A 23,662-nucleotide genomic window follows, 5' to 3' on the forward strand; every position below is an offset into this window, starting at 1 on the left:
AGCGTCAGCCCGTGAGGCCTCATTGCCGTCACGCCTTCGCGGCGTGGCGGCAGTGAGCACTGTCTTCGAATGCTCACGGGTCCACGCCACTGATCTCACGCCACCCAGGCGTCCTTGCCTTGCAGGCGCCACGCCACCCAAGCCAACGTCAGGGCGCGCACGCCCATGAAGACGAGAAACGCCAACCACAGGCCATGGTTGCCCAGCCCGCTCAGGGCAAAGGCCAGCGGCAATGCAATCGCGAGCGATGCCAGCATGGCGTTGCGCATTTCCCGAGCCCGTGTGGCCCCGATGAACAGCCCATCGAGCAAATAGCTCCACACGGCGATCAACGGCAGGCACGCCAGATAGGGCAGGTACGGGTAAGCCGCCGCCCTGACACTGTCGATATCGGTTTGCAGATCGATGAACAGGTGTCCTCCCACCCAGAACAGACCGGCAAAGACCGAACTCGCAATCAGCGACCATCCACCTGCCACCACCAGCGCACGGCGTAACGTGTCGCGGTCCCGAGCGCCAATGGCGTGACCGCACAGCGCCTCGACCGCGTGCGCCAGGCCATCGAGGGCATAGGCCGTAAGCAGCAGGCCGTTGAGCAGCAGTGCATTGGCCGCCACCGTGGCCTCGCCCAGGCGTGCGCCCTGTACGGCGATTAGTAGAAAGACCAACTGCAAGGCAAGGCTGCGCAAAAAGATGTCGCGGTTCACCGCCAACAGCGGGCGCCAGGCCTGCCAGCGTCTGAGTGCTGCCCAGGCGATGTGGCCCGGATAGGCGCGCAGGGCCGGACGGGTAAGCGCCAGGCCCAGCAGGGCCGCGCACCATTCGGCAATCACCGACGCGCGTGCCGAGCCCAGGACGCCCCAATCCAGGCCGAGCACGAACCACAGGTTCAGCACGATATTGAGCAGGTTGGTGGTCAGCAGGATCGCCAACGGCGCCCGGGCATTCTGTGTCCCCAGAAACCACCCGACCAAGGCGTAGCTGGCCAGTGCCGCCGGGAGGCCCAGCAACCGGGTGTGGAAGAAGGTTTGCGTAGCCTGCCCCAGGGCCGCGCTGGGCTGCATGGCGTGCAGTGCCAACTGGCTGAAGGGCAGGGCCAGCAGGCCGATGAGCAATGCGAACCCCACTGCCAGCATCAGGCCCTGAACCAACACCTGGCGCAGGGCGGCGCCATCCCCTCGGCCGGCGGCCTGGGCGGCGAAGCCTGTCGAGCCCATGCGCAGGAAGCCCATCAAGCCGACCATGAAGGTAAACAGCGTAGCGCCCACGGCCACTGCGCCGAGTTGATGGGCATGGGGCAGGTGGCCAATGACGGTGCTGTCGACCAGCGCAACCAGTGGCACCGAGACATTGGACAGGATCATGGGCGCGGCCAGCCCCCACACCTTGAAGTGGGTGGGGCGGTGGTGCCAGTCGGCGAAGAATCGGGGCATGTTCATTCCAGCGAAAACGAGGGCTGCAAACGCTCGAACGGACGCGCGCAAGGCGGCAATGCAAGCCAAGGGCGACAGTGTAACGGCCACGCAACCATTGTGTGCGATCAAGGTCTCATCTGGCGCACAACGCTGGGTGCAGCACTCGGCCTTGCGCTATAGTTGCTGCCTTCATCTACACCCTGCCTTCGAGTGTCTACTCCATGTTCAACAAAGGATTGTTGCTGGCCTGCGCGCTGGCCTTGCTCAGCGCCTGTGACGCCTCAACGCCCGACGCCTCGGCCCCTACCCAGAAGCCAACCGCCAGCGCTACCGCCAAGACAGCGCAGCGCGAAGACCCCGCCGTGCTTGCCAAGCGCTACGAGGGTCGTGAGCTGACGGTACTGGATGTGTCGGAAGTACAGCTCGATGGCGCGGCCACGCTGTCGGTCAGTTTCTCGGCGCCGCTGGATGCCGACCAGGACTTCGCCAACAAGGTGCACCTGGTGGACACGGTCAAGGGCAAGCTGGACGGTGCCTGGGAGCTGTCCGACAGCCAGATGGAGCTGCGCCTGCGTCACCTGGAACCGCAGCGCAAGCTGGTGCTGACCGTGGACAAAGGCCTGCTGGCTGTCAATGGCAAGGCCTTGCAGGAAGAGTCGATCACTCGCCTTGAGACACGCGACCTGCAACCCACCGTTGGCTTCGCCAGCCGGGGTTCGCTGTTGCCGACGCGGCTGGCAGAGGGACTGCCGGTCATCGCATTGAACGTGGACAAGGTGGATGTGGAGTTCTTTCGCGTCAAACCGGACATGGTCTCCTCGTTCATGGCCAACTGGGGGCGCAGCAGCAGCCTGGAGTACTACCAGTCCAAGGACACGCTGAGCATGGCCGAGCTGGTCTACAGCGGCCGCTTCGACCTCAACCCTGCACGCAACACGCGTGAAACCGTGCTGTTGCCCATTGCCGGCATCAAGCCGCTGCAGGAGCCCGGTGTGTACCTGGCCGTAATGCGCGCCTCGGGTACCTACGATTACTCCCAGCCAGCTACCCTGTTCACCCTGAGCGACATTGGCGTGTCGGCCCACCGCTACCGCGATCGCATCGATGTGTTCGCCCAGGCCCTGGAGGGGGGCAAGGCGATGGATGGCGTCAACATCGAGCTCCACGACAAGAAAGGCAAGCTGCTGGCCCAAGCCAGCACCGATGGCAAAGGCCATGCTGAACTGCCGATCACAACGAAGGCCGATACCCTCATCGCCACCCAAGGCGTGCACACGACCTTGTTGCGGCTCAATACTGCGGCGCTGGACCTGGCGGAATTCGACATCACCGGTCCCCAGGCCAATCCGCTGCAACTCTTCATCTTCGGCCCGCGCGACCTGTATCGCCCAGGCGAAACGGTGCTGTTGAACGGCTTGCTGCGCGACCAGGACGGCAAGCCCGTCAAGGCGCAACCGGTGAACGTCGAAGTACGCCGGCCGGATGAACAAGTCAGCCGCAAGTTCGTCTGGGAAGCAGACGATAACGGCCTGTTCCAGTACCAGTTGCAACTGGCCACCGAGGCGCCGACCGGCCGTTGGCAACTGCTGCTCGACCTGGGCGGCGGACGCAAGCAGGTCTACGAGTTCCTGGTCGAGGACTTCCTGCCTGAGCGGCTGGCCCTCGAACTCAAAGGCAGCAGCAAGCCCCTGGCCCCTGATCAGGACGCGCGCATCGAGGTGACTGGCCGCTATCTATACGGTGCGCCGGCCGCTGGCAATCGCCTGAGTGGCCAGGCCTATGTGCGCCCGCTGCGTGAAGCGGTACCTGCACTGCCGGGCTACCAGTTCGGCTCGGTTACCGAAGGCGAACTGGAGCAGGACCTGGAGCTTGATGAAGTCACCCTCGACCAGGCAGGCAAGGCGGTCCTGGATATTTCCAGCCGCTGGGCAGAGGCGCGTTCGCCGTTGCAACTGACCGTGCAGGCGAGCCTGCAGGAGTCCGGTGGCAGGCCCATCACCCGTCGCCTTGAGCAACCTGTTTGGCCGGCCGAACGCCTCCCAGGCCTGCGCGGGCTGTTCGACGGTGATGAAGCCGACAGTGAAGGCCCGGTGGAATTCGAGTTTCTGGTCGCTAACCGCGAGGGCAAGAAACTGGCCGCCGACGACCTGAAGGTCAGGCTGATCCGCGAGCGACGGGATTACTACTGGAATTATTCGCAAGGTGATGGCTGGAGCTACGCCTACAACGAAAAATTCCTGACCCAGGTGGAAGAGACGGTAAGCGTCAAGGCCGACGCCACGGCCAAGCTGAGCTTCCCGGTCGAGTGGGGCCCCTATCGCGTTGAGGTCGAAGACCCGCAGACCGGCCTGGTGTCCAGTCAGCGCTTCTGGGCAGGCTACCGCGCCCAGGACAATGCCGAGGGCGGAGCGGTACGCCCCGACCAGGTCAAGCTGGCCTTGGACAAGCCCTCCTACGCCGACGGTGCAACGGCCAAGGTCACGGTTACGCCACCAGCCGCCGGCAGTGGTTACTTGATGATCGAGTCCAGCGACGGCCCGTTGTGGTGGCAGGAAATCCAGGTGCCTGCAGAAGGAAAGACCTTCGATATCCCGCTGGACAAAGCCTGGGCACGCCACGACCTTTACCTCAGCACCTTGGTGGTGCGCCCAGGTGAACGCAAGGCCAATGCCACGCCCAAGCGTGCGGTAGGCCTGTTGCACCTGCCGCTCGACCGTGCCGAGCGCAAGCTGGCGGTGACGTTGCAGGCACCGGAAAAAATGCGTCCCAAGCAGCCACTGACGGTGAAAATCAAGGCGGCAAACGCCGACGGCAGCGTGCCTGCACAGGTGCGTGTGCTGGTGTCGGCGGTGGACGTCGGCATCCTCAATATCACCGACTTCAAGACCCCGGATCCCTTTGCAAGCCTGTTTGGTCGCAAGGCCTACGGTGCCGATCAGCTCGACATCTACGGGCAACTGATCGAAGCCGGGCAAGGGCGTCTGGCCAGCCTGGCATTCGGTGGTGACGCGGCGATGGCCAAGGGGGGCAAGCGCCCTAATACTACCGTCACCATCGTGGCCCAGCAGAGCCTGCCGGTGACCCTGAACGAGAAGGGGGAAGGGCAGGCCACGGTCGATATCCCTGATTTCAACGGTGAGTTGAGGCTCATGGCCCAGGCCTGGACCGAGGATCACTTTGGCATGGCAGAGGGCAAGACCGTTGTGGCCGCACCGCTGATTGCCGAACTCTCGGCCCCGCGGTTCCTGGCAGGCGGCGATCAGACGCGTTTGGCGCTGGACCTGGCCAACTTGTCGGGAGCTGCCCAACAGCTGACCGTGCAAGTGACCACCGAAGGGCAAGTGAGCCTGACCGGCAATGCCATGCAGTCTGTGGCGTTGGCCGAAGGCCAGCGGTCCACCCTGATGATTCCGGTACAGGCTCAAGGTGGCCTGGGGCAGGGCAAAGTGCATGTGCAGGTGACCGGCCTGCAGTTGGCCGGCGAGGCGCAGACCACGTTCGAGCGCGAATGGACACTGGGCGTGCGTCCGGCCTATCCCGCCATGCTCAAGCATTTCCGCGTGGCCTTGAAGGATCAGCCCTGGACGTTGCCCGAGGCGGACCTTGCTGCCTTCGAGCCTGCCGGCCTCGAGGGCACGCTGGCCCTGTCGAGCCGCCCCCCGCTCAACCTCGCCGAACAGATCCGCGCGCTGAAGGCTTACCCGTATGGGTGCCTCGAGCAGACCACCAGCGGGCTGTACCCATCGTTGTATGCGGACGCCGATACCCTCAAACGGCTCGGCATCGAGGGTGAACCGGCCACGGTGCGCAAGCGCAAGATCGAGATGGGCATCGAGCACCTGCTGGGTATGCAGCGCTACAACGGCAGCTTTGGCTTGTGGAGTGCCGACAGCGAAGAGGAATACTGGCTGACGGCCTATGTCACCGACTTCCTTCTGCGTGCCCGCGATCAAGGCTACGGGGTACCCGCCGAGGCGCTGAAGAAAGCCAGCGAGCGGTTGTTGCGCTACCTGCAGGAGCGCAACCTGATCGAGGTGGACTACAGCGAGGACGCCGATCACACCCGGTTCGCCGTGCAGGCTTACGCCGCGCTGGTGCTGTCGCGCAGTCAGCAGGCGCCCTTGGGGGCGCTACGCGGGTTGTTCGAGCGCCGCGCCGAAGCGCGTTCCGGTTTGCCGTTGGTGCAACTGGCCGTGGCGCTGGACAAGATGGGTGACAAACCTCGTGCCGACCAGGCCCTGCAGGCAGGGCTCGCCGTCAGCCGCGGCAAGCACTGGATGGCAGACTACGGCAGCCCCCTGCGTGACCAGGCGTTGATCCTGGCACTGCTGCAGGAAAACAAACTTGCCAGTGGCCAGGTGGACCAGCGGCTCTTCGCCCTGTCCGACGAAGTGGCGGCCAATCGCTGGCTGTCCACCCAAGAGCGCAACGCCTTGTTCCTGGCCGGACGTGGCCTGCTGGGTACGCCTGAAGCCAAGTGGCAGGCCCGCCTGGACAGCGCCGGTGAGCTGCGTGATTTCAATAACGCCGAAGCCGGCATGAAGCTGGAAGGGCCCCTGCTGGCATCGCCGCTGACGGTGCAGAACCAAGGCAGCCAGACCGTCTACCAGCAACTGACCCTGTCGGGTTATCCCCGCCAGGCGCCGCCTGCCAGTAGCAATGGCATGCAGATCCGCCGCGAGTACTTGGGCATGAAGGGCCAGCCGCTGGACCTGGCGAACCTGCGCAGCGGCGATCTGGTGCTGGTGCATCTTGCCCTCAAGGCCGATGAGCGCGTTCCCGATGCGCTGGTGGTCGATCTCTTGCCAGCGGGCCTGGAGCTTGAAAACCAGAACCTTGCGCAAAGTGCAGCCAGCCTGGATAACGCCAGCGGCGCAGTGAAGCAATGGCGCGAATCGATGCAAAATGCCAACGTGGTTCACCAGGAGTATCGCGACGACCGTTACGTCGCAGCGCTCAAGCTGGACAGCTACGCAACCACCCACCTGCTGTACCTGGCGCGAGCGGTGACCCCAGGTACCTACCGGGTACCGCCACCGCAGGTCGAGTCGATGTACCGCCCCAACCTGCAGGCCGTGGGGGAAGGGCAGGGTGAAATGACGGTCAAGCCTCGCTAGGGGCAAGCCTTGTGCGACGAGCAGGGCTTTCACCTGTTCGTCGCACGGCCACTCAATGGATCACCCAGCTCATTACCCACAGGCCCAATACCAGCCAGATGATGCCGAGGATGATCGAGGCACGCATGAAGGCGCGGATCGCCGAAAACAGCAACATCAGGCCCACGATCAGGGCCAGGATGCTGACCAGCGAGGTGTCCATGCCCAACGTGCGCGACAGGCCATCGACGAAGTTGCCGCCCGCATTGGCCAACAGGTTGAACAACCCGCTCAGCGCGTCGACGACGATGCGGATCAGCGATCCCAGTGCTTGCCCCAGCCATTCGAAAAAACCTTCTACATGCATAGTTGCTTCCTGATCAACATGGCGGCGTTCTTGCCGTTTCCAGTGCTTTGGCCCTTGTCGGGGCAGGTCGGTTCCCGATGCCAAGCTTAGCCCGTTGGCGGCGATCGCGAACCGGCAAGGCAGTGCGTGCCCTGGTGATTGGCGCGGTGGCCTTGATGGGGCTGCTGTGGCTGGCCGACCGGATCTGGCCTTTGCCCATGCCCTCCGACGACCTGGCCCGGGTCGTGCTGGCCGAAGATGGCACGCCGTTGTGGCGATTCGCCGATGCCGACGGGGTGTGGCGCTATCCAGTCAGCCCCGAGCAGGTGTCGCCTCTATACCTGCAAGCGTTGCTGACGTACGAGGACCGCTGGTTCTACCATCACCTGGGCGTGAACCCGATGGCTTTGGTCAGGGCGGCGTGGTTGAACGCGCGGGGCGGCCGCGTGGTGTCAGGCGGCAGCACGTTGTCGATGCAGGTAGCGCGCCTGCTCGATCCCCATGATCGCACCGTGGCGGGCAAGTTGCGGCAGCTGTGGCGCACGCTGCAGCTGGAATGGCACCTGTCCAAGCGGGACATTCTGCAAATCTACCTGGACCGCGCGCCGTTCGGCGGCACCTTGCAAGGTGTTGCCGCTGCCAGCTGGGCTTATCTGGGCAAGTCGCCCTTGCACCTGACGCCGTCGGAGGCAGCCCTTCTGGCGGTGCTGCCGCAAGCGCCCAGCCGCCTGCGCCCTGACCGCCACCCCGAGCGCGCCGAACGCGCGCGCAACAAGGTGCTGCAACGGTTGGCGCAGTATCGAGTGTGGCCCGAGCAGCGCCTGCGTGAAGCAGCTGAAGAACCGCTGGTGCTGGCACCGCGCCAGGAGCCGGCATTGGCGCCACTGCTGGCCCGCCGTCTGAACACCCCTGGTAGCCCGCCGTTGATCCGTACCACCGTGGACGCCGGGTTACAGCGCCGGCTGGAAGACTTGCTGCTGGGATGGCGAGCGCGCCTGCCGGAGCGCACGTCTGCCGCAATCCTGGTGGTCGATGCGCAGACCATGGCTGTACGCGCTTACTTGGGCTCGATCGACCTCACGGACGCCCGGCGCTTCGGGCACGTGGACATGGTGCGGGCGTTGCGCTCGCCTGGCTCCACGCTCAAGCCGTTTCTGTATGGCTTGGCGATGGATGACGGGCTCATTCATTCCGAGTCGCTGTTGCAGGACGTGCCACGCCGCTACGGTGACTACCGTCCGGGCAATTTTTCCAGCGGCTTCAGCGGGCCGGTGTCGGCCAGTTCGGCATTGGCCCTGTCGCTCAACTTGCCCGCCGTGCAGTTGCTCGAGGCCTATGGCCCGAAACGCTTCGCCGCGCAGCTGCGCATGGGCGGCTTGCCGCTGACGCTACCGCCGCTGGCCGAGCCGAATCTTTCGCTGATCCTGGGCGGTGCCGGTAGCCGCCTGGAAGACCTGGTAGGCGGCTATGCGGCCTTGGCCCGGGAGGGTAAAAGCGCCCAGGTGCGGTTGCAGCCCCAAGCACCCTTGGTGGAGCACCGGCTCTTGTCGCCGGGTGCGGCGTGGATCATTCGGCGCATCCTTGGTGGCCAGGCTCGGCCCGACCGCGATCGGCATGCCGAACTGGTACGTCGCCCCCAACTGGCCTGGAAAACCGGCACCAGCTACGGCTTTCGAGATGCCTGGTCGATTGGCGTCGGCCCTCGCTACCTGATCGGGGTATGGATTGGCCGGCCGGACGGCACCCCTGTGGCCGGGCAGTTCGGTCTGGCCTCGGCCGCCCCGTTGATGCTGCAAGTGCACGACCTGCTCAGCAACCGGGACAGCCAGCGCGGGTTCGAAGCCCCGGTGCAGCGAACGCCTGCCAATGTCGGGGTGGCGGCGATCTGTTGGCCTTTGGGGCAAGCTATGAGCCGCCAGGACGACAACTGCAGGCGCCAGCGCTTTGCCTGGACCCTGGACGGCACCGTTCCCCCTACGTTGCAGGCGGCCGATCAGCCGCTGGGCCTGGGTTTGCGCGAACACATCTGGGTCAACGACCGCGGTTTGCGCGTCGACAGCTCTTGCCCAGGCGCCCAGGCGCGCGAGGTGGCCCTGTGGCCCGCCCCCCTGGAACCCTGGTTGCCTCGAGCTGAACGGCGGGCTGCCCGTCTACCGGCCATGGACCCCACATGCCCACCGCAAGGCCCGGTCAGTGCCCCGCCGCTGGCCATCGTCGGTATTCGTTCTGGTGACCATCTGCGTCGCCCCGCCACCAGTGGTGAGCCGCTGCAAGTGCCAGTGTCGGCGCTGGGCGGTGGTGGGCGGCGTTGGTGGTTCCTCAATGGGCAACCGCTGGGGGAAACCCAGGGGCAGGACAGCCTGCTGGTGCGCCTGCCGCAGGCAGGGCAGGCCGAATTGAGTGCGCTGGACGAAAGCGGTGAGACCGCGCGGGTCGTGTTTCAGGTCAACGAGTAGTACGGCGGTGTGCCGGTGCCTTGGCACCGGCACCTGTCAGTGCGCCGTGAAGCGTTGATTCACCGGGGAGGAGCCTGGTGTCAGAGCCAATGCCAGTTGCGTGCGATTGTGCATATGGGTCAGGCGCAACACCTGGGACACGTACAGTTTCACTGTGTTTTCGGTGATACCCAATTCACAGGCGATCTGATAATTGGTCTTGCCCTTGCCCACTAGCCGCGCCACCTCCAATTGACGGGGCGAGAGCTTTTCGAACACCGAGGGCAGCTCGGCCTCGGCTTCCTCCGTGTCGCCGGCGCGCCGGTGAGCCCCCTGCCCGCGGGCTTTTTCCAAGTCCTGATACAATTCGTCGACGGACTCTGCCAGATCCTGCAGGCGCTGATTGAGCCCACTGAGGTCGTGGAAACCGCGCTGACGTTCCTGCAGCACCTGCTCCTGGCGGCGTACCCCTTCGAGCAGCTCGTCAAGGTCCATCGGTTTCTGGTAGTAGTCCGCAAAGCCTTCGCGCAGCGCCCGAATGACGTCCTGCTTTTCGGCACGGCCGGTCAACATGATCGCCTCGAACATGCGCTGATTGCCGTCGATCTGCTTTAGAGCCCGCATCAGTTCGATGCCATCGCGTCCGGGCATGTGAAGGTCGCAGATGATCAGACCGATGGCTGGGTCGGCCTTATAGTGTTTTACCGCCTCATCCGTGGAGAGTGCCGATACGCAACTGTATCCCTTGGCTTGCAGGAACTCGCACAGCTGTTCGACGATGACCGACTGATCATCGACTACCAGCACTTTCATTTCACTTACAGGTTTGGACACGATCAACTCCCTGTGAATATACGGCCCTGCTCCCGGGCTAGACGCTCTGGCAGATTAAAAGTAGCCGTACCTCTCGTAGTTGTACAAGGTGTGTACAAGATTAGGGACCGCTGGTTTCTTCATTGGATCCATACAGCTGTCAGAAGGTAGCCAGCCAGCACATAGGGGACGAATGCCTGCTTGTCGCCCATGGCTTCGGTCAGGGCCTGCAGGCGTTTTTTCACCTTGGGGTTGAGCAGCGTCCATAAGCGTCTGCGGGTAGTCAGCCAGATCAACAACGCGATCCCGGCCCCGATAAAGGTGCCGAGCACATGATCGGTGCCGGTAGCCAATGCCAGCGCGCCCATCAGTTTGACGTCATCGGCGCCGAAGTGGCCCATCATGTAGCCGGGCAAGGTGAGGAGCATGACGATGGCCAGCCCCCACCCTGCCGAGCTAGGGTCGGCGCCAAGCCAAGTGTGGCCGGTTGCGAACAGCCATAGCAGAGCCCCTACGGCCACACCCAGCGTCAATAGATCCGGGAGCTGGCGCTGGCGCACATCCTGTTCGGTACACAAGGCAAGCCACAGAAGAAGAACAATGCTTTGCATCGACAGGTCGCCTTTCCTGGTAGATGAACACTTACCCGCTCAGTCAGGTTTCCTTAGTCAAGATAGACCGGAACCTGCATGACGGCCGTGTGCCGCGAGGAAAAGGCGCTGGGAGAATGGGTTTTGTCGCAGTCGTCGTCTGTCGAGAGGGGAGGTCGGCCTCTGCCTGCACCCCGCCACGGGGCGAGGCAGGCAGAACAGGCCCCGCTAGCGATTGCTGCCAGGTGGATAATTGCCCAGCACCTGAGCCACCGTTTTTTGGATGGCTTCGTTGCGTTCCTGCGGGCTTGGCGGGTAGTTGTTCATGATCTGCTCGGCACTGCCGCGCCAGACCAGCTTGCCATCGCGCCCATCAAGCAAGTCGACCTGGATGGTCGCGACTTTGTAGTCGACGCTGCGGGTTTCGTTGTACATCGGCCCGCCCCAGTAACCTCCCCAATAGCCACCCCAACCGCCGCCGTAGTTGGTGGTGACCTGTTGCTGGCGTTGCTCCACTATCAGGTAGGTGCGCACGTTGAGGTCCGCTCGCGTGCCAGGGGGCGCTGGGCGTAGGCCACGCTGATCAAGCTGTTCGCTGACCGCCTGACGGATGCGCTGCTCGGTCAGGTCGCTCTTGATGCGTGGATCGTCAGGACGATATTGCAGGCCGGGCTCCTGCCAGGCCCAGTTGCGGTAGGTGGCAAAATCACGACTCGCGTCGTAGTCCTGCTGCACATTATGGCTTGAGCAGGCAGCCAGCAAAGCCGCGAACGACACGAGTAACAGGCGGCGAAACATGATGAATCTCCGTTAGGCGTTAACTGGGAGGATAGCCGCTGAGGGCCTTGCGCACGGCGTCGCGCACGGCATTTTCACGGTCTCGCGGTGAACCCTGGTCGTTGCCGCTTTCGGCGCTGGCGCTCCAGACGGCCTGGCCGCTGCGGCTGTCGTACAGGTCGATGCGCACCACCATGACCTCAACCTGATAGGTGCGCACCACTGGGGTACTGGCATAACCCCCAAAACCGTTGCGGTAACCGCCATAGCCTACGTTGCCGTAGGGCCCGTAGTAGGGGTCGTAGCCGTCGTAGTCGCGCACTTGGCGCAGGCGTTTCTCAAGGCGGATATCGGCGCCGACGAGCAGGTCGCCAACGCCGCTGCGGGCGGGGCGCAAGCCCTGCTGATCAAGCGCTGCGGCGACGGCATCGGCCAACTGCGCAGGATCGGCATTGGCCGAACCGCTGGGCAGGTGGCCGTCATGCCAGCTCCAGCTGCGGTAGCGGCCGTAGTCCCGTGTCGGTGCGGGGTAAGCGCTTGCGTCGAACGTGGTCGCTGCCTGAGGCGGGGCTGGTGGCAGTGGGCGGCTGCTGGCGACGTAGGGATTAGTGCCCTGGCATCCGGCCAGAACCAACGGCAGCAGGGCCAGTGGCAACAGACGGTACGGCATGCTTGCTCCTCACGGCAGGTCAACGTGGGCGACAGACCCAGTGCAGGTAACGGCCCAGGCCGGCGAAACTCGGATGGCGGCGGTGAGCGAGCTCCATTTCCAGCAGGTCCAGCAGCTCGGCGCGGTCCTGAAATTCCTTGGGCATGTAGTCATGGAAAACACGTATGCCACTTTCACTTTCGACCTGCCACAGAGGTTCAAGTTGCGCCCTGAGCGCCCGCGGATCAAGTGGTTTCTGCGGGGTAAGGCTCTGCTTTTCACCTTCGAGGCGATTGCTGCGCAGTTTGCGGAAGTGGCCCTTGAGCAGGTTGCGGTAGACCAGGGCATCGCGGTTGTAGAACGCCAACGACAGCCACCCTTCGGGGGCCGTGAGTTGATGCAGAACTGGCAGGATACTTTCCGGCTCAGCCAGCCATTCAAGTACCGCGTGGCACACGACCACGTCGTAGGGCTCGGTCAGCTCGCCCAGCAACGCTTGCCAGGGTGCCTGGATGAACGTTGCCGCCTGACCCGCTGCGGCAAAGCGGGCCCGTGCCCCTTCGAGCATGGGCTCGGCGGGTTCGGCCAGGGTAAGCTGGTGCCCGCGCTGGGCCAACCATAGCGCCATGTGGCCAAGGCCAGCACCGATATCGAGGACGCGCAACGGGCGATCCGGCAAGGCTTCGGCCAGGTCGGCCTGCAAGACTGCCAGCCTGATCGCACCCTTTGCGCCGCCATAGATCTTTTCGGCAAAACGGGTGGCCAGTTCATCGAAATGACGGTCGTTCATCGTGCGAAGCGCCTTTCACTGTCGGCCAGCTTGGCGCGCACCACCTGGTCCATGTCCAGCCCCAGTTCACTGCACAACAGCAACAGGTAGAGCACGACATCGCCTACTTCCTGACCGGCGTGGGCCAACTGTTCGGGTGGCAGGCGACGTGACTCGTCCTCGCTGAGCCACTGGAAGATTTCAACCAGCTCGGCCATTTCAACGCTGGCGGCCATGGCCAAATTCTTTGGGCTGTGGAAACGTTGCCAGTCATTGGTATCGCGGATTTGATGCAGGCGTTGAGTCAGTTCTTGCAGGTTCATCGGGTTCTCCTCATGGCGCATAGCTTCCGCGCAGGGCCGTTGCAAAGCAAGCTTCCCTGCACGGGGGCAGCACGCGCGAGTCAGCCCTGCAAGCAGGCCCAGCGGCCGAGCATATGTACCACGTCCGCCTGGCCGTCCAGGCGCAGTTCACCCACAGGGCCGGCCTGGCTGGCGCTGAGTACCACCTCCGAGGGCAAGCGCACGGGTTTGTGGAAGTCCACTTCGAACCAATAGCCACTGTGGGGCAAGTGCCCGTGCAGCGCGGCCATGGCCATGGCCTTGCTCCACATGCCGTGGGCGATGGCAGTGGGAAAACCGAACAGCTGGGCGCTGGGGGCGCTGAGGTGAATGGGGTTGTAGTCGCCGCAGACCTTGGCATAACGGCGGCCGATATCACTGTCGGCATACCAGCGCGTGACTTCAGGCAAGCTGCTGGCCTGATCCTCGGCCGCTTCTGCCGCTTCTGCCGCTTCTGCCGCTTCTGCGGGGTCGCCGTCGAGCTTCAGCCCGCGCACGAGCATGCGGCTGGTTTCCCGCCAGAGCACGCCGATACCGTCCGCCGCCTCGGTGACCAGGTCGAACGTTCCGCCTTTGGGGTGGGGCTGCAGGTTGTCGGCGTGAACCGCCATGCGCAGCGACTCGATGCCCCCAAGCGGGCGAATGACGTCAATGCGGTTGTGCAGGTGGACCAGCCCCAGTAGCGGAAAGGGAAACTGCTCGGCGGTCATCAACTGCAGTTGCAGGTTGAACGCCATGATGTGCGGATACGTGGCAGGCAGCCGGCCATCGTCGACGAAACGACACAACTGCCGGTAGGCATGCAGTTGCTTGGGCTGAACCGCCAGGGTGCAGCGCAGCCCGTGCATAGGCAGTTGATCACCGGTGATGCGTCGTTTGCCCGCTGCGCGCAGGTACAGGCTGGCGCGGCTGGCGGGTTGGTGCAGGTCATGCCATTGTCGTTGCATGCTCAGGCCCCCATCAGTGCTTGGCCGCACACCCGCAGCACCTGGCCGCTCACGACACCGGAGCCAGGTTGGCTAAGCCAGGCGATGGCTTCGGCCACATCCTGGGGCTTGCCGCCCTGGCCGAGCGAACTCAGGCGTCGCCCCGCCTCGCGCAAGCCCATGGGCATGGCGCCAGTCATATGGGTCTCAATGAAGCCAGGCGCCACGGCGTTGATGCTGATGCCTTGCTCGGCAAGCGTCGGTGCCCAGGCCTGAGCCAAGCCAATCAGCCCAGCTTTGCTGGCCGCATAGTTGGATTGCCCACGGTTGCCGCCGATGCCGCTGACCGAAGCCAGCAGGGTGATGCGGGCGTCCGCGTGCAACGCGCCGTTATCGAGCAGGGCCTGGGTCAGCACCTGCGGAGCCTTGAGGTTCACCGCCAGCACGGCGTCCCAATATTCGGGGGTCATGTTCGCCAGGGTCTTGTCACGGGTGATGCCTGCGTTGTGCACCAGGATGTCGAGGCCATCGGGCAAGGCCGCCAGCAACTGTTCGGCGGCGTCACTGGCGCAAATGTCCAGTGCTAGCGCCTTGCCACCCAGGCGCGCAGCGAGCGCCTGCAATGGCTCGCTGGCCTGGGGCACATCGAGCAGCAACACGTCGGCACCGTCGCGGGCCAGGGTTTCTGCAATGGCGGCGCCGATGCCGCGGGCAGCCCCGGTGATCAGCGCACGCTTGCCGCTAAGCGGCCGTGTCCAGTCCTCCACCTGAGCCTGGCAGGGCTGAAGGCGGAGCACCTGCCCCGACACGAAGGCGCTCTTGGGTGACAGGAAGAAGCGCAAGGCGCCTTCGAGTTGAGATTCGGCGCCATCACCCACGTACAGCAACTGTGCAGTAGCGCCGTTGCGCAGCTCCTTGGCCAGTGACCGGCTGAACCCTTCAAGCGCACGCTGGGCGACGCTGGCCATCGGGTCAGCGACGGCCTCAGGCGGGCGACCCAACACCACGATATGGGCGCAGGGCGCCAGGTTGCGCAGCAGCGGCTGGAAGAATTCGCGCAACTGCGTGAGCGCATCGCTGTCGGACAAGTGACTGGCATCGAATACCAGCGCCTTGATCTTGGGGCCCAACCCGGCGACCCAGGGTTCGCACTGGAGGCCTTGGCCGTTGAAACCGTAAACCGCGTCGGTCAACCGCGCTGCGAGTGTTTCGACCTGGCGTGCCAAGGGGCCGCCGCCAAGGACCAACGGCCCGTCCACTGGCCGCATGCGGCCCGCTTCCCAGCGCTCCAGGGTGGCTGGACGAGGCAGGCCCAGGCTGTCGACAAGTTTGCGGCCGAGGCTTGAGTTGGCAAAACCAAGGTAGCGATCACTCATGGTGGGTCCTCCGAAAGCAAGTCTGACAGTGTGGACCAGGATTGTGGCCAGGTCGTTCGAATGCAGCAAAAACACCTAGGCTCTACGGATCAAATTGTTTCAGGAGGAACATGCGCATGCGCTCACTTCGCCGGGTCGCTATCTTGGGCGGCAATCGAATCCCATTCGCCCGTTCCAATGGTGCGTACGCCACCGCCAGCAATCAGGACATGCTGACTGCCGCACTCGAGGGGCTCATCGAGCGCTACCGCCTGCACGGCCTGCGCCTTGGCGAAGTGGTGGCAGGGGCGGTACTCAAGCATGCCCGGGACATGAACCTTACGCGCGAGTGCGTGCTGGGTTCACGCCTGTCGGCCTCGACCCCCGCCTATGACATTCAGCAGGCCTGCGGCACCGGGCTTGAAGCTGCATTGCTGGTGGCCAATAAAATTGCCCTCGGGCAGATCGACTGCGGCATCGCCGGCGGCGTCGACACGACCTCCGACGCACCCATCGCCGTGAGCGAAGGGCTGCGCCGAATGATGTTGCAGGCCAACCGGGGCAAGACGCTGGGTGACCGACTCAAGCCTTTTCTGGGCTTGCGGCCTCACCATCTCAAGCCGTCGCTGCCGCGCAACGGCGAGCCACGCACCGGGTTGTCGATGGGCGAGCACTGCGAACGCATGGCCAAAACCTGGCGCATTGGCCGGGACGAGCAGGATGAGATGGCGCTGCGTAGCCATCAATGCCTGGCACGTGCCTACGAAGAAGGTTGGCAGGACGATCTGATGACCCCTTTTTGGTCGCTGACCCGGGACAACAACTTGCGCCCCGACCTGACACGGGAGCAACTGGCCAAGCTCAAACCGGCCTTCGACCGCAGCGATGAGGGCACCTTGACGGCAGGCAACTCCACGCCGTTGACCGATGGCGCCTCGCTGGTGTTGCTGGGGACTCAGGAATGGGCAGACCAACATGGCCTGCCGGTGCTCGCCTACCTGGTCGATGGCGAAACAGCCGCGGTGGATTTCGTCGACGGCCGCGAGGGCTTGCTGATGGCGCCCGTGTATGCGGTGCCGCGATTGCTGGCCCGCAACAACCTGACGCTGCAGGATTTCGATTACTACGAGATCCATGAGGCATTCGCGGCCCAGGTACTGTGCACCCTCAAGGCCTGGGAGGATGACCAGTACTGCCGGGACCGCCTTGGGCTGGATGCGCCGCTGGGGGCGATCGACCGTTCTCGGCTGAACGTGAAGGGCAGCTCACTTGGGGCAGGCCATCCATTCGCCGCAACGGGTGGGCGCATCCTAGCCAACTTGGCCAAGCTGCTGTCGACAGCGCCCCAAGGGCGAGGCCTGATCTCGATCTGCGCCGCAGGCGGGCAGGGCGTTACGGTCATCGTCGAGCGGTGAGCGTCGGTGTTGATCCGGCTGGGTGACCGAAGGTGGCCATCGAGCCGGATAACGCCGAGGGCGCCTGGGCTGTTAGGCTTGTCCGATCATCATGATAAGAAGTCGCCATGCCTGCCATCGGACATCCCCGTCCCATTCCAACGCTCGATTGCCTGCCTCGACCACTCTATGCCCGCGCCGAGCGACTGGTCGCCGGCTCGTGGACGACGTCGCATCAACACGACTGGGTGCAGTTTTCCTATGCCATCAGTGGCGTATTGGGGGTGTACACCCAGGCAGGCAGTTACTTCGCCCCGCCGCAATGGGGCGTGTGGATACCCGCGCAGGCCGAGCATGCGGTGTCCAGTTCGATGCAGGCTGAAATGCGCAGCCTCTACATACGCCGCGATGCCTGCCCTTGGGCGGCTGAGCGTTGCCGTGTGCTGGAAGTGACCCCCTTGGCCCGTGAGCTGATCAAGCAGTTCTGCCTGTACCCTGCACATTACCCAGAAGGCGATAGCGCACAGGCGCGTCTGGTCGCCGTGCTGCTTGACCAGTTGCAAGCGTTGCCAGAGGTGGCGTTTTCGTTGCCGCTGCCGCAACATCCAGGCTTGCTTGCCCTGTGCAATGGCCTGATCGCTGCACCGGAGCAGCCGCAGACCTTGCAGCAATGGGCGCGCGAACTGGGGTGTTCGGAAAAGACCCTGATGAGGTTGTTCCAGCGCGAGACCGGGTTGAGCTTTCGCAACTGGCGCCAGCGCATGCGCCTGCTGTCGTCCTTGACCGCGCTCGAGGCGGGGCACACGGTCACTGACGCGGCGCTGGGCTGCGGGTACGACTCTACCTCCGCCTACATCGCCGCGTTCAAGCAGCTGTTCGGTGCCACGCCAGGCGAGCTTAAACTCTAGCGGCTTACCTGGTGCGGCGCCCCGCGAGCCGGGTGAACGTGCACGCCCGATACTTGCGAGGCTTTTGCCGTCAGGTACGGAACCTGCGGACCAGCGCGTCCAGCTCGTTGGACAGGCCGGCGAGGCTTTCGGAGTCCTGGCGGGCTGCCTGGGCCAGTTCTGCCACCAGCTGGGCATCGCCGTGGATCTGGCTGATGTGCCGGTTGATGTCCTCGGCTACTTGGTGCTGCTCTTCGGCTGCCGTGGCGATCTGCGTGTTCATGTCACGGATAACGTCCACCGACTCGCGTATTTGACCAAAGCTGTCGCGGGCCATGCCGATACGGCTCACCGATTGCTGCGAAACTTCGAGGCTGGCGTGCATTTGCGCCGCCACCTCGGCCGTACGCCCGGCCAGGTTGCCCAGCAGGCCGTCGATTTCGGCCGTGGAGTCGGCGGTTCGCTTGGCCAGGGCACGCACTTCATCTGCCACCACTGCGAACCCACGCCCTTGCTCACCGGCACGGGCCGCTTCGATGGCGGCGTTGAGCGCCAGTAGGTTGGTCTGCTCGGCAATGGAACGGATGGTGCCCAGGATCGACTGGATGGCGTTGCTGTCGCGCTCAAGCTGCTGAATCGACTGCGCCGACTGTTCGATCTCGTGGCTCAGGCGGTCGACGCTGCTGACGGCGGCATCGATCTGCTGCTGGCCTTCGCGCGCCTGCTGCTGGCCGCTGTCGGCCGACTGCGCCGCCTGGCTGCAGGAACGTGCGACCTCGTTGGCAGTGGCGACCATTTCATGGAAGGCGGTGGAGACCATGTCGACTGCCTCACGCTGGCGCCCGGCGGCCTCGGCCATGTCGCTGGACACGCGTGTCGAGCTGGTGGAGGTGTTGAGGATATTGCCGGCCGCGGCGCTGATGTGCTGGATAAGGCTGCGAATGGCCCCCAGGAACTGGTTGAACCAGCTCGCCAGCTGGGCAGTTTCGTCACGGCCGCGGATTTCCAGGTTGCGGGTCAGGTCCCCTTCGCCCTGGGCGATGTCCTCAAGCCCGTTAGTGACGCTGTTGATCGGGCGCACGATCAGTTTGGCGAAGGTGGCACCCACGACGGCGAACACGGCAGCCAGTACCAGCGCGACGATCCCGATCAGCCAGGTCAGGCGGGTGGTGGTCTGCATCACCTCGCGCTGCTCGATCAGCCCGATAAGCGTCCAGCCCAGCTGTTCGTCCGGGTAGATGTTGGCCATGTAGCGAACACCGTCCAGCTCGACTTCAGCCAGGCCCTTGCCGTGCTTGGCAAGCTCGGCGTAGCCGTCGCCGAAGCTCGCCAGTTGTTTGAAGTTGTGCGCGGTATCCCGTGGGTCTACCAAGACGTTGCCGTTATTTTCGACCAGCAGCAGGTACCCACTTTCGCCCAGCTTGATCTGCTTGACGATTTCGGTGAGGCCTTTGATGGAAACGTCGACGTTGACTACGCCGCCAGGGTTGCCCAGCTGGTTGGCCACGGCACGCACGGTGCTGACCAGTACGGCATCGTCGGCGGCCCAGTAGTAGGCACCGGTGCGCAGGGTCTTGCCAGGGTTGGCCATGGCCAGCTGGTACCAAGGGCGCGTACGCGGATCGTAGTTGACGAACTTCTGCCCTGCCGGCCAGCCGACGTAGCCCCCGTCGGCGACCCCGTAGGAGAGGTAGGCATAGGCAGGATGAGCATTGGCCAGGCTGGTCATGAACGCCAGAATCTTGCTCGATTGCTCGCCCAGCTCGTAGGACGGCGTGGCGCTCGTGTACTTGGTCAGCTCGTTGCCAGTGGCCGCCACCAAGGGTTGCGAGGCCATGTACTCCACGTTCTGGCTGATGCCTTGGAAGAAGATGTTCATCGCGTTGCTGACCTGACGGATTTCTCGACTGCTGCTGTCGAGGAAGCCGTCCCTGGCCTCGCCGCGTAGGTTGAGTACCACCAGGGTGGCCACCAGCACGATGGGCAGGGCGGCGATGATCGCAAAAGCCCAGGTCAGTTTCTGTTTGATGCTCATCGGCGCTCCCGAATTATTGTTGTCGACACATGAGGCAGGTACCTAATGCATCGGCAGCAACCGAATTTTATGTAGGAAAACGCCCGTAATTATTGGGCGAAGTCGCTATTGATGCCTATTCGGTCGCGTTTGGACGGGTATGCCCTATGAGCTTGGTTGCACGGGTGCCGGGAATGCTCAGCGGCAGCAGCGCCCCGGCGCTTCGTTGGCCAGTTCCTTGAGAATCGGGCAGTCCGGGCGGTCATCACCGTGGCAGCTGGAAACCAGCTCGACCAAGGTGTCGCGCAGGCTAAGCAGTTCGTCGATACGTTTGTTCAACACATCGATATGCTGGTTGGCCAGTGCTTTGACATCAGCACTGGCTCGCTGCCGGTCCTGCCACAAGGTGAGCAGCTTGCCGACCTCCTCGAGGGAAAACCCCAGGTCTCGCGAGCGCTTGATGAAGGCCAAGGCGTGCAGGTCGGCAGGCTGATAGATCCGATAACCGCTGTCGCTGCGCAGGGCAGGCTTGAGCAGGCCGATGGATTCGTAATAGCGGATCATCTTGGTGCTGAGCCCGGTCCGGGCCGCCGCTTGGCCGATATTCATGGTGCCTCCTGATCGAGGGCGGGCTTCCAGGCCTTGAGCAACAGCGCATTGCTGACCACGCTGACGCTGGAGAGCGCCATGGCCGCGCCGGCCATGACCGGGTTGAGGTAACCGAAGGCAGCCAGCGGGATGCCGACGAGGTTGTAGATGAACGCCCAGAACAGGTTCTGGCGAATCTTCGCGTAGGTTCTACGGCTGATTTCGAGGGCTGCCGGCACCAACCGCGGATCCCCGCGCATCAGGGTGATGCCGGCGGCCTGCATGGCCACATCCGTGCCACCGCCCATGGCGATGCCAATGTCTGCAGCCGCCAATGCCGGTGCGTCGTTGACGCCGTCGCCGACCATGGCTACGGCACCACCCTGCTTGAGGGTCTCCACGGTGGCGGCCTTATCCGCTGGCAGCACCTCGGCGTAGACATCGGTAATGTCGAGGGCGGCCGCCACGGCCATGGCGCTGCCCCGGTTGTCGCCTGTGAGCAGGTGGCTGCTGATGCGCTGGCTGCGCAGCGTCTGGACCGCCTGACCGGCTCCGGGCTTGAGGCTGTCACCGAATGCGATCAAGCCAAGCACGCTGGGCGAAGTCCCGCGCTGGACGAGCCAGGACAAGGTGCGCCCTTGTGCTTCCCAGGCGTCAGCCGACGCGGCCAGTTCGCCGGGTGCCAGGCCAAGGTCTTGCAGCAGGCGGCGATTGCCCAGTGCCAGGTCACGTCCATCGACACGCCCGGCAATGCCGCGGCCGGTCAGGGATTGGCTGTCAGTTACCTCGGGCACCCGCAGGCCACGCTCGGCGCAGGCGTCCAGCACGGCCTTGGCCAGCGGGTGTTCACTGCCGCGCTGAAGCGCGCCGGCCAATCGGTAAAGGTTGTCCGTATCGCCGTCCAGTGCTTGGCTATGCACCACGTTCGGGCTGCCGGAGGTGAGCGTGCCTGTCTTGTCGAACACGACGCGGTTGACGGCCTGCGCGCGTTCCAGTGCTTCGGCATCTTTTATGAGAATGCCGTGGCGTGCGGCAACGCCTGTACCCGCCATGATCGCGGCCGGCGTGGCCAGCCCCAGCGCGCATGGGCAGGCGATGACCAGAACGGCCACGGCGTTGATCACAGCGGTTTCGAACGGGGCACCGGCCAGCCACCACCCCATCAAGGTGATCGCGGCGAGTATCAGTACGGCGGGCACGAACACCTGGCTTACCCGGTCGACCAGTTTCTGAATGGGCGCTTTGGCGGCTTGGGCGTCTTCGACCAAGCGGATGATGCGCGCCAGGACGGTTTCGGTGCCAAGCGCCTGGGTGCGGACCAGCAACCGGCCTTCGCCGTTGATCGCACCCCCGGTGACGCTGTCCCCGGGTTGCTTGGCGACTGGCAGGCTTTCGCCGCTGATCAGGGCCTCATCGGCATGGCTGTGACCGTCTTCGACGATACCGTCGACCGGAAAACGCTCACCTGGTTTGACCATGACCAGGTCACCCACGCGCAGCTGGGTGATGGCGACCTCCTGCTCCACGCCATCGATGACCCTTAGCGCACGCTCGGGACGCAGCGCTTCCAGTGCGCGTATGGCGCTGGCGGTCTGGCGCTTGGCACGGCTCTCCAGGTACTTGCCCAGCATGACCAGGGCGATGACCACTGCACTGGCTTCGAAGTAGAGGTGTGGTGTGGTACCCGATGGCGCGTTGGCCCATTGATAAAGACTCAAGCCGTAACCGGCACTGGTCCCGAGGGCGACCAGCAGGTCCATGTTGCCGCTGCGCGCACGCACGGCCTTCCAGGCCGCAACGTAGAAGCGGGCACCCAGGATGAACTGCACCGGCGTTGCCAGCAAAAACTGCGCCCAGGCCGGCAGCATCCAGTGCAGGCCCAACGGTTGTACCAGCATAGGCAACACCAGGGGAGACGCCAGCAGCAGCGCCGCAGCGACTGCAAGCCGTTCCCGGCGCAAGCGGCGCTGGATCGTCGCTTGTTCATTCTCGGGGGCGCGCGGCAGGCTGGCGTCATAACCGGCTTGCCCTATCGCATCGATCAGCGCCGCGTCCGGCACGCCGTCGAGAACGTCCAGGTGGGCACGTTCGTTGGCCAGATTGACGCTGACCTTCAGCACCCCCTGCACCTTGGCCAGCGCACGCTCGACTCGGCCGACGCAGCTGGCACAGGTCATGCCGGCGATCTGCAATTCCACCGTATGACTGGGTACAGCGTAACCGGCTGCGTGGACGGCGTTGACCAGTGCATCCAGGCTATCGGCCGGCGCCTGCACACGGGCCTGCTCACTGGCAAGGTTGACGGTGACGTGATCTGCGCCGGTGACCTTGCGCAAGGCACGCTCCACTCGGCCAGCGCAGCTGGCGCAGGTCATGCCGGAGACGGGCAGGTGATAAGTGACGGGCGTGGACATGGTTTCCTCCTTGGGCACGCTGCCAGCATCAACCTTGCCACCTGGGGAAGGTCAATAGTCCAGCGGCGTTCGCTTGAGCTCCATCCCATAGTGGCCCATCGCGATGCGGTACTTGTTGATCTGCCCAGCTTGCAGGTTCAACCGGGTGCTACGTTGATCCTCAAGGCCCGGGGCGCAACCGGGTGTCTGCCCAGGCAGCAGGCGCAGGCGTACATCGACGGGGCCCGCAGGCAGGTTGAACGACGTGGACTGTTCCTGGAACAGTCGCCCCGCCAGTTGATCGTTGAGGTAGACACCGATCTCGCAACTGGTGGCCACTTCAAGCCGTTCGCGGGAAATGATCAGTACGCTGTAGGCCGAGTTGTCTTCGGCGGCGGCCGGCGGCACTGCAGCGAGCGCACCCAGCAGCCCGATGAAGCCCATTGCTGTCCTGAACATGAACACTCTCCTGCTTGCCTGTTTCAAAGTCGCAGCTTGGCCGAGGTGGACGCGAATTGCCACCTCCAGACACGCCCGCTTGACCTTGCCCCCATGGCAAGCTTGAAACTCGCTGAAAACCTTGAGGAGGTGTTTCCATGCACGTATTCACTGTAGAAGGCATGACCTGTGGCCATTGCGTGAAGGCGGTCACCCAAGCTGTTCAGGCGCTCGATGGCGCTGCCAAGGTCGATGTCGATTTGGCCAAGAAGCAGGTTCGCGTCGATAGCAGCGCCGACCCAGCGCAGATACGGGCGGCCATCCAGGAAGAGGGTTACCAGGCCGAAATTGCGTAGGCGCTCAAGCTGGCAACGCTATTGTTGGATTGTTTTGCGCAGCACGGGGTCCACAGCAGGTAGAATGTGCAACTTTGTTA

19 protein-coding genes and 1 pseudogene are annotated in these 23,662 nt (G+C 64.1%); 5 read left to right on the top strand and 15 right to left on the bottom strand.

Going from position 1 to position 23,662, the window contains the following annotated elements:
• Window positions 1–95 precede the first annotated feature (95 nt).
• Window positions 96–1,433, bottom strand: a complete 1,338-nt coding sequence (locus tag B2Y33_RS00055; RefSeq protein ID WP_027915169.1) for an MATE family efflux transporter — start codon at window positions 1,431–1,433, stop codon at window positions 96–98.
• A gap of 203 nt (window positions 1,434–1,636) precedes the next feature.
• On the opposite strand from B2Y33_RS00055, the gene B2Y33_RS00060 reads away from it, so the two are divergent.
• Complete coding sequence (locus B2Y33_RS00060) at window positions 1,637–6,532, top strand: alpha-2-macroglobulin family protein (RefSeq protein ID WP_206405801.1); 4,896 nt, start codon at window positions 1,637–1,639, stop codon at window positions 6,530–6,532.
• A 52-nt stretch (window positions 6,533–6,584) separates the two neighbouring features.
• Here the strand turns inward: B2Y33_RS00060 and B2Y33_RS00065 are convergent, their stop codons facing one another.
• Window positions 6,585–6,878, bottom strand: a complete 294-nt coding sequence (locus tag B2Y33_RS00065; protein ID WP_023535173.1) for a hypothetical protein — start codon at window positions 6,876–6,878, stop codon at window positions 6,585–6,587.
• Between the two features lie 77 nt (window positions 6,879–6,955).
• Here B2Y33_RS00065 and pbpC point away from each other — a divergent pair, with 77 nt between their 5' ends.
• Entirely contained in the window at window positions 6,956–9,313 is a 2,358-nt protein-coding gene (pbpC, locus tag B2Y33_RS00070; protein ID WP_049695389.1) for a peptidoglycan glycosyltransferase PbpC, read from the top strand.
• A gap of 36 nt (window positions 9,314–9,349) precedes the next feature.
• Here pbpC and B2Y33_RS00075 read toward each other — a convergent pair whose 3' ends face one another.
• The 8 genes from B2Y33_RS00075 to B2Y33_RS00110 all read right to left on the bottom strand — a co-directional run bounded on the left by B2Y33_RS00075 (window position 9,350) and on the right by B2Y33_RS00110 (window position 15,533).
• Entirely contained in the window at window positions 9,350–10,105 is a 756-nt protein-coding gene (locus B2Y33_RS00075; protein WP_080992809.1) for a response regulator transcription factor, read from the bottom strand.
• A gap of 140 nt (window positions 10,106–10,245) precedes the next feature.
• Complete coding sequence (locus B2Y33_RS00080) at window positions 10,246–10,716, bottom strand: A24 family peptidase (protein ID WP_027915173.1); 471 nt, start codon at window positions 10,714–10,716, stop codon at window positions 10,246–10,248.
• 207 nt (window positions 10,717–10,923) lie between these two features.
• Entirely contained in the window at window positions 10,924–11,493 is a 570-nt protein-coding gene (locus B2Y33_RS00085) for a DUF4136 domain-containing protein (RefSeq protein WP_027915174.1), read from the bottom strand.
• A 19-nt stretch (window positions 11,494–11,512) separates the two neighbouring features.
• Window positions 11,513–12,142 carry a DUF4136 domain-containing protein gene (locus tag B2Y33_RS00090; protein ID WP_027915175.1) on the bottom strand — a complete coding sequence of 210 codons (630 nt, stop codon included), beginning with the start codon at window positions 12,140–12,142 and terminating at the stop codon, window positions 11,513–11,515.
• 19 nt (window positions 12,143–12,161) lie between these two features.
• Window positions 12,162–12,911 carry a methyltransferase domain-containing protein gene (locus B2Y33_RS00095; protein ID WP_027915176.1) on the bottom strand — a complete coding sequence of 250 codons (750 nt, stop codon included), beginning with the start codon at window positions 12,909–12,911 and terminating at the stop codon, window positions 12,162–12,164.
• The gene (locus B2Y33_RS00100) at window positions 12,908–13,213 is read right to left on the bottom strand and encodes a MazG-like family protein (protein WP_023535180.1); all 306 of its coding nucleotides are present in this window, start codon (window positions 13,211–13,213) and stop codon (window positions 12,908–12,910) included. The genes B2Y33_RS00095 and B2Y33_RS00100 overlap by 4 nt, the downstream gene beginning before the upstream one ends.
• Window positions 13,214–13,293: 80 nt before the next feature.
• On the bottom strand, window positions 13,294–14,178 hold the full coding sequence (locus B2Y33_RS00105) for a MaoC family dehydratase (RefSeq protein WP_206405800.1): 885 nt from the start codon (window positions 14,176–14,178) through the stop codon (window positions 13,294–13,296).
• 2 nt (window positions 14,179–14,180) lie between these two features.
• A complete protein-coding gene (locus tag B2Y33_RS00110) occupies window positions 14,181–15,533 on the bottom strand; it encodes a 3-oxoacyl-ACP reductase (RefSeq protein ID WP_132579150.1) in 1,353 nt (450 codons plus the stop codon).
• 116 nt (window positions 15,534–15,649) lie between these two features.
• Between B2Y33_RS00110 and B2Y33_RS00115 the strand changes: the two genes are divergently transcribed.
• Together B2Y33_RS00115 and B2Y33_RS00120 are read left to right on the top strand one after the other, a co-directional pair.
• Window positions 15,650–16,927: an acetyl-CoA C-acetyltransferase gene (locus tag B2Y33_RS00115; protein WP_027915179.1), complete on the top strand. Its 1,278-nt coding sequence runs from the start codon at window positions 15,650–15,652 to the stop codon at window positions 16,925–16,927.
• A 107-nt stretch (window positions 16,928–17,034) separates the two neighbouring features.
• Window positions 17,035–17,814, top strand: a complete 780-nt coding sequence (locus B2Y33_RS00120) for an AraC family transcriptional regulator (RefSeq protein WP_027915180.1) — start codon at window positions 17,035–17,037, stop codon at window positions 17,812–17,814.
• A gap of 70 nt (window positions 17,815–17,884) precedes the next feature.
• Here B2Y33_RS00120 and B2Y33_RS23100 read toward each other — a convergent pair whose 3' ends face one another.
• The 5 genes and pseudogenes from B2Y33_RS23100 to B2Y33_RS00140 form a co-directional block, all read right to left on the bottom strand.
• A complete protein-coding gene (locus B2Y33_RS23100; protein WP_371259677.1) occupies window positions 17,885–18,652 on the bottom strand; it encodes a methyl-accepting chemotaxis protein in 768 nt (255 codons plus the stop codon).
• Between the two features lie 90 nt (window positions 18,653–18,742).
• Window positions 18,743–19,828: pseudogene (locus tag B2Y33_RS23105) on the bottom strand (cache domain-containing sensor histidine kinase); the annotation flags it as partial.
• Between the two features lie 177 nt (window positions 19,829–20,005).
• A complete protein-coding gene (gene cueR / locus B2Y33_RS00130) occupies window positions 20,006–20,416 on the bottom strand; it encodes a Cu(I)-responsive transcriptional regulator (protein WP_027915182.1) in 411 nt (136 codons plus the stop codon).
• Window positions 20,413–22,809, bottom strand: a complete 2,397-nt coding sequence (locus B2Y33_RS00135; protein ID WP_027915183.1) for a heavy metal translocating P-type ATPase — start codon at window positions 22,807–22,809, stop codon at window positions 20,413–20,415. Before B2Y33_RS00135 ends, cueR begins: the two co-directional genes overlap by 4 nt.
• 51 nt (window positions 22,810–22,860) lie before the next feature.
• Window positions 22,861–23,247, bottom strand: a complete 387-nt coding sequence (locus B2Y33_RS00140) for a hypothetical protein (protein WP_027915184.1) — start codon at window positions 23,245–23,247, stop codon at window positions 22,861–22,863.
• Between the two features lie 137 nt (window positions 23,248–23,384).
• Here B2Y33_RS00140 and B2Y33_RS00145 point away from each other — a divergent pair, with 137 nt between their 5' ends.
• Window positions 23,385–23,582, top strand: coding sequence for a heavy-metal-associated domain-containing protein (locus B2Y33_RS00145; RefSeq protein ID WP_049695393.1), 198 nt, complete (start codon window positions 23,385–23,387; stop codon window positions 23,580–23,582).
• Window positions 23,583–23,662 lie beyond the last annotated feature (80 nt).

It is taken from the genome of Pseudomonas sp. UBA5666 (genome assembly GCF_002420785.1).
Taxonomy (GTDB): domain Bacteria; phylum Pseudomonadota; class Gammaproteobacteria; order Pseudomonadales; family Pseudomonadaceae; genus Aquipseudomonas; species Aquipseudomonas fulva.

What these genes read in the sequence shown, in the direction of transcription:
- B2Y33_RS00055 (WP_027915169.1), bottom strand. Translation starts at nt 1,433, where the DNA reads ATGCCCCGATTCTTCGCCGACTGGCACCACCGCCCCACCCACTTCAAG.
- B2Y33_RS00060 (WP_206405801.1), top strand. Translation starts at nt 1,637, where the DNA reads ATGTTCAACAAAGGATTGTTGCTGGCCTGCGCGCTGGCCTTGCTCAGC.
- B2Y33_RS00065 (WP_023535173.1), bottom strand. Translation starts at nt 6,878, where the DNA reads ATGCATGTAGAAGGTTTTTTCGAATGGCTGGGGCAAGCACTGGGATCG.
- pbpC (WP_049695389.1), top strand. Translation starts at nt 6,956, where the DNA reads ATGCCAAGCTTAGCCCGTTGGCGGCGATCGCGAACCGGCAAGGCAGTG.
- B2Y33_RS00075 (WP_080992809.1), bottom strand. Translation starts at nt 10,105, where the DNA reads ATGAAAGTGCTGGTAGTCGATGATCAGTCGGTCATCGTCGAACAGCTG.
- B2Y33_RS00080 (WP_027915173.1), bottom strand. Translation starts at nt 10,716, where the DNA reads ATGCAAAGCATTGTTCTTCTTCTGTGGCTTGCCTTGTGTACCGAACAG.
- B2Y33_RS00085 (WP_027915174.1), bottom strand. Translation starts at nt 11,493, where the DNA reads ATGTTTCGCCGCCTGTTACTCGTGTCGTTCGCGGCTTTGCTGGCTGCC.
- B2Y33_RS00090 (WP_027915175.1), bottom strand. Translation starts at nt 12,142, where the DNA reads ATGCCGTACCGTCTGTTGCCACTGGCCCTGCTGCCGTTGGTTCTGGCC.
- B2Y33_RS00095 (WP_027915176.1), bottom strand. Translation starts at nt 12,911, where the DNA reads ATGAACGACCGTCATTTCGATGAACTGGCCACCCGTTTTGCCGAAAAG.
- B2Y33_RS00100 (WP_023535180.1), bottom strand. Translation starts at nt 13,213, where the DNA reads ATGAACCTGCAAGAACTGACTCAACGCCTGCATCAAATCCGCGATACC.
- B2Y33_RS00105 (WP_206405800.1), bottom strand. Translation starts at nt 14,178, where the DNA reads ATGCAACGACAATGGCATGACCTGCACCAACCCGCCAGCCGCGCCAGC.
- B2Y33_RS00110 (WP_132579150.1), bottom strand. Translation starts at nt 15,533, where the DNA reads ATGAGTGATCGCTACCTTGGTTTTGCCAACTCAAGCCTCGGCCGCAAA.
- B2Y33_RS00115 (WP_027915179.1), top strand. Translation starts at nt 15,650, where the DNA reads ATGCGCTCACTTCGCCGGGTCGCTATCTTGGGCGGCAATCGAATCCCA.
- B2Y33_RS00120 (WP_027915180.1), top strand. Translation starts at nt 17,035, where the DNA reads ATGCCTGCCATCGGACATCCCCGTCCCATTCCAACGCTCGATTGCCTG.
- B2Y33_RS23100 (WP_371259677.1), bottom strand. Translation starts at nt 18,652, where the DNA reads ATGGCCGAGGCCGCCGGGCGCCAGCGTGAGGCAGTCGACATGGTCTCC.
- cueR (WP_027915182.1), bottom strand. Translation starts at nt 20,416, where the DNA reads ATGAATATCGGCCAAGCGGCGGCCCGGACCGGGCTCAGCACCAAGATG.
- B2Y33_RS00135 (WP_027915183.1), bottom strand. Translation starts at nt 22,809, where the DNA reads ATGTCCACGCCCGTCACTTATCACCTGCCCGTCTCCGGCATGACCTGC.
- B2Y33_RS00140 (WP_027915184.1), bottom strand. Translation starts at nt 23,247, where the DNA reads ATGTTCAGGACAGCAATGGGCTTCATCGGGCTGCTGGGTGCGCTCGCT.
- B2Y33_RS00145 (WP_049695393.1), top strand. Translation starts at nt 23,385, where the DNA reads ATGCACGTATTCACTGTAGAAGGCATGACCTGTGGCCATTGCGTGAAG.